This window comes from Streptomyces sp. NPDC059003 (assembly GCF_042740445.1).
In the GTDB taxonomy this organism is placed as follows: domain Bacteria; phylum Actinomycetota; class Actinomycetes; order Streptomycetales; family Streptomycetaceae; genus Streptomyces.
In genome coordinates, this window is the sequence record NZ_JBHYJH010000041.1 from 53,531 (window position 1) to 62,359 (window position 8,829).

The following is an 8,829-nucleotide window of genomic DNA, read 5'->3' on the forward strand; positions in this document are numbered from 1 at the left end:
CATGAACAACTCCGCGGATCGCACAGCGGACGGCGCGGACCGGGTCCAACGGGCGCTCCGCACACTCCTGGAGGAGCGTGACCGCCTCCGGCAGGAGAACGACGCCCTCAAGGCCGGCCGGGTCGAGCCGATCGCCGTGGTCTCCATGGCGTGCCGCTACCCGGGCGGCGTGGCCTCGCCCGAGGACCTGTGGACCATGGTCCGCGACGGCGTGGACGCCGTGGACGAGTTCCCGGCGGACCGCGGGTGGCGGGACGTGTACGACCCGGACCCCGACACCCGCGGCAGCTCGTACGTGCGCCACGGCGGCTTCCTGAAGGACGTCGCCGAGTTCGACGCCGAGTTCTTCGGGATCAGCCCGCGCGAGGCCCTGGCGATCGACCCGCAGCAGCGGCTGCTGCTGCAGACGTCGTGGGAGGCCTTCGAGCGGGCGGGCATCGTGCCTGCGAGCGTGCGCGGGACCGACGTCGGCGTCTTCACCGGGGTCAGCTCGACCGAGTACGGCTGGCGCTTCCTCGAAGGCAGCAACAACGACCTCGAGGGCTACCTGATGCACGGGAGCGCGCTGAGCGTCGCCTCCGGCCGGGTGGCGTACGAGCTCGGGCTCACCGGTCCGACCCTGTCGGTGGACACGGCCTGCTCCTCGTCGCTCGTGGCGCTGCACCTGGCCGTGCAGTCGCTGCGCGCGGGGGAGTGCTCGCTCGCCCTGGCGGGCGGCGCCCTGGTGATGTCGACGCCCGCGATCTTCGTGGAGTTCTCCCGGCAGGCGGGCCTGTCGGCCGACGGCCGGTGCAAGTCCTTCGCGGACGGCGCGGACGGGACCGGCTGGGCCGAGGGCGCGGGCGTGCTGCTCCTGGAGCGGCTCTCCGACGCCCGCCGCAACGGCCACCAGGTGCTCGCCGTCATCCGCGGCACCGCGGTGAACCAGGACGGGGCGAGCAACGGCCTGACCGCGCCCAACGGCCGCGCCCAGGAGAAGGTGATCGAGCAGGCCCTGGCCAACGCGGGCGTCGCCGCGTCCGAGGTGGACGCGGTCGAGGCCCACGGCACCGGCACCGTCCTCGGCGACCCGATCGAGGCGGGCGCGCTCCTCGCCACCTACGGGCGGGACCGGGCCGAGGGCAGGCCGCTCTGGCTGGGGTCGTTCAAGTCGAACATCGGCCACGCGCAGGCGGCCGCCGGCGTCGGCGGCATCATCAAGATGATCATGGCGATGCGCCACGACTACCTGCCGAAGACCCTGCACGTGGACACGCCGTCGCGGCACGTGGACTGGTCGTCCGGCGCGGTCGAACTCCTCGTCGAAGGGCGGGAGTGGACCCGCGCGGACGCGCCGCGGCGGGTCGGCGTCTCGTCGTTCGGCGTCAGCGGCACCAACGCGCACGTGATCCTTGAGGAGGAGCCGCCGCTGGAGCGGGCGGACGAGCCGGGCCCGGCCACGGGCGTCGTCGGCGGCCTCGTGCCGTGGGCGGTGTCGGGCAAGAGCGCGGCGGCCGTGGAACGCCAGGCGGGCAAGCTGCGCGACTTCGTCGCCGCCGACCCGGCCGCGGACGTCGCCGGCATCGGCAGGTCGCTGCTGAACAGCCGGACGCGGTTCGAGCACCGCGCGGTGGTCCTCGGCCGCGACCGGGACGAACTCCTCAGCGGCCTCGCGTCGCTCGCCGACGGCGCGGAGTCCGCCGCGGTGGTGCGCGGCGCCGCGCAGAACCTCGGCGGCACGGTCTTCATGTTCCCGGGCCAGGGCTCGCAGTGGGTCGGCATGGGCCGGGAGCTGTACGACACCTTCCCCGTGTTCGCGCGGAGCCTCGACGCATGCGCGGACGCGCTGTCCGAGTGGGTCGACTGGTCGCTCCTCGACGTGGTGCGCGGGGTGGAGGGGGCGCCGACCCTGGACCGGGTCGACGTGGTCCAGCCGGCGCTGTTCTCGGTGATGGTGTCCCTGGCCGCCCTGTGGCGGTCCTGGGGCGTGGAGCCCGCCGCGGTGGTGGGCCACAGCCAGGGCGAGATCGCCGCCGCCTACGTCTGCGGCGCGCTCTCGCTGCGCGACGCCGCCAAGGTCGTGGCGCTGCGCAGCAAGGCCCTGATCGACCTGATCGGGCACGGCGGCATGGCGTCGGTCGTGGAGTCCGCGGACGTCGTGGCCGAGCGCCTCGCCCCGTGGGAGGACCGGGTGAGCATCGCCGTGGTCAACGGACCCCGCTCCGTCGTGGTGTCCGGAGAGCCGGACGCGCTCGACGAATTCGTCGAGAAGATGAAGGCCGAGGGCGCACAGGCCCGACGTATCAAGGTGGATTACGCGTCCCATTCCCACCAGGTCGCCCGGGTCCGCGACCAGGTCATCGAACCGCTCTCCGACCTCAGCCCGAAATCGTCGGCGCTGCCCTTCTACTCGACCCTGTACGGGAAGACGACGGACACCGCGGAACTGAACGGCGAATACTGGTACAACAATCTGCGCGAGCAGGTCCGCTTTGAATCCTCCGTCAAGCGTTCTGTCGACGACGGATTCCGGGTCTTCATCGAAATGAGCCCGCACCCCGTCCTGACCGTCCCGGTGCAGGAGATCGTCGAGGACGTGGACGACGCGCTCGTCCTGTCGTCGTCCCGCCGGGACCGCGGCGAGGTGGAGGCCGTGGTCGGCTCGCTCTCCCAACTGCACGTCCAGGGCGGGTCCGTGGACTGGGACGCCCTGTTCGGCGTCCGTCCGCGGGTGGACCTGCCGACGTACGCGTTCCACCGGCAGCGGTTCTGGCTGAACTCCGCGCAGACCGCGGTGGGGGCCGAGGCGCCCGCGGCCGAGCAGCCGGCGGAGGACGACACCGCCGTCCCGCTCCCGGAGCGGATCGCCGCGCTCCCCGAGGCCGAGGCGGAGGCGGCCGTCCTCGACCACGTCCTCGCGAAGGCCGCGGTCGTGCTCGGACACACGTCGAGCGAAGCCATCAGCGCCGACCGGGAGTTCAAGGACATCGGCTTCGACTCGCTGCTCTCGGTGGAGCTGAGCAAGCGCCTCGCCGCGTCGACCGGACTCAAGCTGAGGGCGAACCTGGTGCTCAAGCACCCCTCGCCGAAGCTGGTCGCCGCGCACATCCTGTCCTTGCTCCCCAAGGGCGATCCGAAGTGATCGCACGGAGTACGGGGCGCCTTTCCGCCCCGTAGGAACGTCCCGCCGGCGGGACACCGCAAGCTCGACCGCGGCTCGTCCCGCCCGGCGTCTCATTGCCTTGACCGGCTGATCCACGTCCGTGAAGGTGGAGGTGATTTGTGAATTCCTCCGGTTCCTGGGCCTGTTTTTGAGGGGTTGATCTGTGTGCGTTCGTTCGGTGCGTCGGCTGCGCATAAAGGGCTGTGGCTGGCGCAGAAAATGACTCCCGACACGCTGAACCATGCGCTGACCATGTGGGAAGTGGACGGCGAATTGGACGCGGCGGTCATGGAATCCGCGTTTCTGCGTGTGATGGGCGAGGCGGAAGTACTCCGCGTCAACTTCGTCGACGACGGCAGTGGCGGACTGCGGCTCGTACCCCGGGAACTGGGGGACTGGCGGCCGTTCCTCACGGACCTCAGCGCCGAGGCCGATCCCGAGCAGGCGGCCCGGGACTGGCTGTCCGACATGGTCCGCAAGCCGTTCGACCTGGAGCAGGACCTGCTGTTCCGCCTCGGCGTCATCAAGCTCGCCGCGGACCGCTTCTACGTGGTGCTCGGCTACCACCACCTCATATCCGACGGGTTCGGCGCGGGCGGCCTGCTTTCGCGGCGCCTCGCCGAGGTGTACACGGCGCTCGTGCGGGGCACGGAGGTGCCGGAGCTCGCGGACCCGTGGGACGCCGAGTCGTTCGCGAACGAGGCGACGGAGTACCTCGCCTCCGAGAAGTTCACCGAGGACACGGAGTTCTGGCGCGACTACCTGAAGGACGCGCCCGTGCCCGCCCAGGTGCCGAACGTCGCCCTGTCCGACGCGCAGCGCGCCGAGCTCGCCGAGCCGCTGAGCAGCGCCGACCGCTGGTCCGAAGTGGCCGGCGCCATCGGCATGGTGAGCCGCACGCTGACCGTCCCGCGCGCCGAGGCGGACACGTGGACCGAGGCCGCGCAGGGCATGGGCGTGTGGATGTCGTCGATGCTGACCGCGGCCGCGTCGGCGTACTTCCGGCACCGCTGCGACCACCCGGAGTTCCTGGTCTCGCTGGCCGTGGGCAACCGCGTCGGCGTGGCCGCCAAGACGCCCGGCCTCGCGGTGAACGTGGTGCCGGTGCGCGTGCGGGTGCCGCTCAGCACGAGCTTCGCCGACCTCGCCGACGCGGTCGTCGACGAGACGTACGAGATCTTCGGCCACACCACCTGCCACTACTCGGACATCCAGCGCGCGAGCGACACCGTCCTGAGCGGCCGCGGCAGCTACGGCACCGTCATGAACGTCGTCGAGTTCGTGGAGCGACTCCACTTCGGCGACCACCCGGCGCGCTACTTCCCCGCGACGACCGGCGTCTTCGACGAGCTGTCGATCGGCATCTGCACCGACGGCAGCCCCGACAGCGACCTGTTCGTCCGCCTCGACGCCCCCGCGGGCCTCTACTCCCGCGAGGAGCTGCGCTTCATCGGCGCGGAGCTGATCGACTACATCCGCGCCGTGGTGGCCGACGACGAGAAGCCGCTCGGCGCCCTCGACATCGTGGACGGTCCGGAGCGGGACCAGGTCCTCACCGCGCCGAACGACACGGCCGTGCCGCTGCCGGGCTTGTCCGTGCCGGAGCTGTTCGCCCGCCAGGCGGAGCAGGACCCCGACGCCGTCGCGCTGACGTCCGGGGACACCACGGTCACGTACCAGGAACTCGACGAGCGCTCCAGCCGCCTCGCCGCGGCGCTGCGCCGCCGGGAGGTCGGCCCCGAGACGGTCGTGGCGGTGGCGCTGCCCCGCTCCGTCGACCTGGTCGTCGCCCTCCTCGCCGTGGTGAAGGCGGGCGGGGCCTACCTGCCGGTCGACCCGGCGTTCCCGGTGGACCGTATCGCCCCGGTGGTCAAGGACGCCTCGGCGCGCGCCCTGCTCACCGACGCGGCGACCGCCAAGGAGCTCTCCGTCGACCTGGACGTCCCGGCGATCCTGTTCGACGACCTCGTGTCGGACACCGCCGACGACGACGGCCAGGAGTCGGCCGAACCGCCGCACCGGGACGGCCTCCTTGCCGTGATGTACGGCTCCGGAACGAACGGCGCGGCCACCGGAGTCGCCGTGACGCACCGCACCATGGAGCGGTTCGTCCTGAACCGCCCCTGGAGCGAGGGCGGCAAGGGCACCGTGCTCTGGCACACGCCGCACACCTCCGACGCGCTCGCCCTCGAACTGTGGGTGCCGCTCCTGAACGGCGGCCGCGTGGTCGTCGCCCCCGCGGGCGAGCAGAGCGTCGACCAGCTGGCCGAGCTGCGGGCGGCGCACGACGCCGCCACGGTGTGGCTGCCCGCGGGCCTGTTCTCGGCGGTCGCCGCGGAGCGCCCCGAGCGCCTCGCCGGGTTCCGCGAGGTGTGGACCGGCGGCGACCGCGTGTCCGCGACCGCGGTACGGCGCGTGCGCGCGGCCTGCCCCGAGGTGACGGTCGTGAGTGCCCACGGCCCGGCGGAGACCGCCGTGTTCGCGGCCTCCCACCTGCTGGCGGCGGACGAGCCTGCGCACCACGAGGGCGCGCTCGGCCGCCCGCTGGACAACACGGTCCTCTACGTCCTCGGCCCGGGCCTCGCCCCGGTGCCCGTCGGCGTGGCCGGCGAGCTGTACGTGGCCGGGCCCGGCGTGACCCGCGGCTACCCCGGCCGGCCGGGGCCGACCGCGGAGCGGTTCGTGCCCAGCCCGTTCGGTCCCGCCGGCGCGCTCATGTACCGGACCGGCGACCGGGTGCGGTGGAACGACGAGGGCCTCCTCGAATACGTGGGCCGGGCCGACAGCCAGGCGGACGTGCGCGGCTTCCGGGTCGAACTGGCCGACGTCGAGGAGGCGTTGTCGCAGCATGACGGCCTCGCGCAGTCGGTCGCGGTCGTCAGGAAGGACGACTCCGGTCAGCAGCGCCTCGTGGCCTATGTGGTCCCGGCGGGCGGCCGTGCCGACCTCTCGGGCGAGGAGCTGCGCGGGTACGCCGCCGGGCGCCTGCCGGAGGCCATGGTGCCGTCGGTGTTCGTGATCCTCGAACGCCTGCCGGTCACGGCCGGCGGGCGGGTGGACCGGGCGGCGCTGCCGGAGCCCGCGTTCGACGACGGGAAGTACCGCGCCCCGCGCAACCGCACCGAGCGGATCCTGGCCGAGGCGTTCGCCGACGTCCTCGAACTGGACCGGGTGGTGGGCATCGACGAGGACTTCTTCGACCTCGGCGGCAACTCGCTGCGGGCGATCCGGCTCACCGGTCTGATCCGGTCGGAGCTGAAGCAGGAGGTGTCCATCCGCAAGCTGTTCGCGGCGCGCACCATCGCCGGTCTTTCGGACATGTGGAAGGACCTCACCCAGTCCAGCAGGCCGAGCCTGCGCAGGCGGACGAAGGACGGCCAGGCCCTGTAGGCGCCCCGCCGCTCTCCTCACGACGCCCCGGTCGGCCTCACCGACCGGGGCGTCGCCGTGCCACGGCCGCCCTTGGCGGCTCCCGTGCCCAGGTGGCCCCTGCACCCGAACACGACGAAGGCCCCCTCGCGAACGAGGGGGCCTTCTGTGTGGAGCGCCCGGCAGGCCTTGCACCTACATTTCCCATCGGATGATGGGCGTCTTTCCTTGGACCACAGACGCGCGACTCCCGTGCGCAGCACCGGAGTTACGTAGAAGATCATACACGGTTACGGGGATGCCGAAGCCGCCGAAGCCGTTCCGGGACGCGAAGAGGGCGGCGTACGCCGACGTGGTGTCGGAGTACGCCGCCCTGGGGCAGGACGTCCCGCGCGAGGGGGGGAGAGGCGCGGTCGTCCCGGTCCTGGGTTACTTCGATTCGCGGTTGTAGACCGACTTCGCCCAGAAGTAGCCGAGCGCGGTGAGCGCCACGCACCAGACGACCGCGAGCCAGCCGTTGTAGCCGATCTCGCTGCCGCCGAGGAGGCCGCGCACGGTCTCGATGGCCGGCGTGAACGGCTGGTACTTGGCGATCGGCTGGAACCAGCCCGGCATCGCGTCGAGCGGCACGAAGGTGCTGGAGATCAGCGGCAGGAAGATCAGCGGCATGGCGTTGTTGCTGGCCGCCTCCGCGTTCGGGCTGACCAGACCCATGCCGACCGCGATCCAGGTGAGCGCGATGGTGAACAGCGCGAGCATGCCGAAGGCCGCGACCCACTCCAGGGCCGTGGCGTCCGTGGAGCGGAAGCCGATGGCCACGGCGATGACGCCGACGAAGACCACGCTCATGATCGCCTGCAGCACGCTGCCGATGACGTGCCCGATGAGCACGGAGCCGCGGTGGATGGCCATCGTGCGGAAGCGGGCGATGATGCCCTCGGACATGTCGTTGGAGACGGACACCGCGGTGCCGATCGTGGTGCTGCCGATGGTCATCATCAGCAGGCCCGGCACGAGGAAGGCGATGTAGTCGGAGCGGTCGGCACCGCCGCCGCCGATGCCCGCGCTCATCGTGTCGCCGAAGATGTAGACGAAGAGCAGCAGCAGCATCACCGGCGTGAGCAGCAGGTTCAGCGTGAGGGACGGATAGCGCCGCGCGTGCAGGAGGTTGCGGCGCAGCATCGTGGACGAGTCGCGCACGGCGAGGGACAGGGAGCTCATCGGACAGCCTCCTTGGGCTTGTCGGTGCCGCCGGTGAGGGCGAAGAACACGTCGTCGAGGTCGGGGGTGTGCACGGTCAGCTCGTCCGCCTCGATGTCGGCGGAGTCCAGCCAGTCGAGGATGGAGCGCAGCTCGCGCTGGCTGCCGTCACTGGGGATCTGCAGCGAGAGCGCCTCGTCGTCCCGGGCCGCCTCGCGCAGCGCGAGCGCGGCGCTCTGGTAGGCGGACGGGTCGGAGAAGCGGAGCCGTACGTGCCCGCCGGGGATCAGCCGCTTGAGCTCCTCGGCGGTGCCCTCGGCGGCGATCTTGCCGTCGTTGAGCACGGCGATGCGGTCGGCGAGCTCGTCGGCCTCCTCCAGGTACTGGGTGGTGAGGAAGACGGTGACGCCGTCGGAGACGAGCCCGCGGATGATGCCCCACATGTTGTGGCGGGAGCGCGGGTCGAGGCCGGTGGTGGGCTCGTCGAGGAAGATGATCCGCGGGTTGCCGACCAGGGTCATGGCGATGTCGAGGCGGCGCTTCATGCCGCCCGAGTAGGTGGAGGCGGGCTTCTTCGCGGCCTCCACCAGGTCGAAGCGCTCCAGGAGTTCGGCGGCGACGCGCCGTCCCTCGCGCTTGGGCAGGTGGTGCAGGTCCGCCATGAGCCACATGTTCTCCTCGCCGGTGATCAGGCCGTCGACGGCGGAGAACTGCCCGGTGACGCCGATCGCGGCCCGCACCCCGTCCGCCGCCTTGGCGACGTCGTGGCCCGCGACATGGGCCTCTCCGCCGCCGGCGGGGATGAGCGTGGACAGGATCTTGACGGTGGTGGTCTTGCCGGCACCGTTGGGCCCGAGCAGCGCGAAGACCGAGCCGGTCGGGATGTGCAGATCGATGCCGTCGAGGACGGTCTTCTCTCCGTACGACTTGCGCAGTCCGGAGGCGGAGACGGCGATCGGTGACGTGTGACCGCCGGCCTGCCTGGACGTGGGCATGACAGAAGAAGGCATGGGGTCCTCCGTTCGAAGGCTGAAGTGGATCAGGGACGGGGCTTGTCGGGGGTGTTCAGATCTTGGCGCGGAGGATGTCGATGTTGCCGTGCCGGGTGCGGGCGCGGA

Annotated in this window: 4 protein-coding genes; 2 read left to right on the plus strand and 2 right to left on the minus strand. The window is 71.7% G+C overall.

Annotated features, from left to right (window positions below; translation table 11 throughout):
• The first annotated feature begins 1 nt into the window (after position 1).
• Entirely contained in the window at positions 2 to 3,121 is a 3,120-nt protein-coding gene (locus tag ACFWZ5_RS17265) for a type I polyketide synthase (RefSeq protein ID WP_384789491.1), read from the plus strand.
• Positions 3,122 to 3,307: 186 nt separating this feature from the next.
• Positions 3,308 to 6,532 (plus strand): amino acid adenylation domain-containing protein, encoded by a 3,225-nt coding sequence (locus tag ACFWZ5_RS17270; RefSeq protein WP_384789488.1) that lies wholly within the window; start codon positions 3,308 to 3,310, stop codon positions 6,530 to 6,532.
• A 408-nt stretch (positions 6,533 to 6,940) separates the two neighbouring features.
• On the opposite strand, the gene ACFWZ5_RS17275 is transcribed toward ACFWZ5_RS17270, so the two are convergent.
• Together ACFWZ5_RS17275 and ACFWZ5_RS17280 are read right to left on the minus strand one after the other, a co-directional pair.
• Positions 6,941 to 7,732 carry an ABC transporter permease gene (locus ACFWZ5_RS17275; protein ID WP_384789485.1) on the minus strand — a complete coding sequence of 264 codons (792 nt, stop codon included), beginning with the start codon at positions 7,730 to 7,732 and terminating at the stop codon, positions 6,941 to 6,943.
• Positions 7,729 to 8,706 (minus strand): ATP-binding cassette domain-containing protein, encoded by a 978-nt coding sequence (locus ACFWZ5_RS17280; RefSeq protein WP_384789559.1) that lies wholly within the window; start codon positions 8,704 to 8,706, stop codon positions 7,729 to 7,731. Before ACFWZ5_RS17280 ends, ACFWZ5_RS17275 begins: the two co-directional genes overlap by 4 nt.
• Positions 8,707 to 8,829 lie beyond the last annotated feature (123 nt).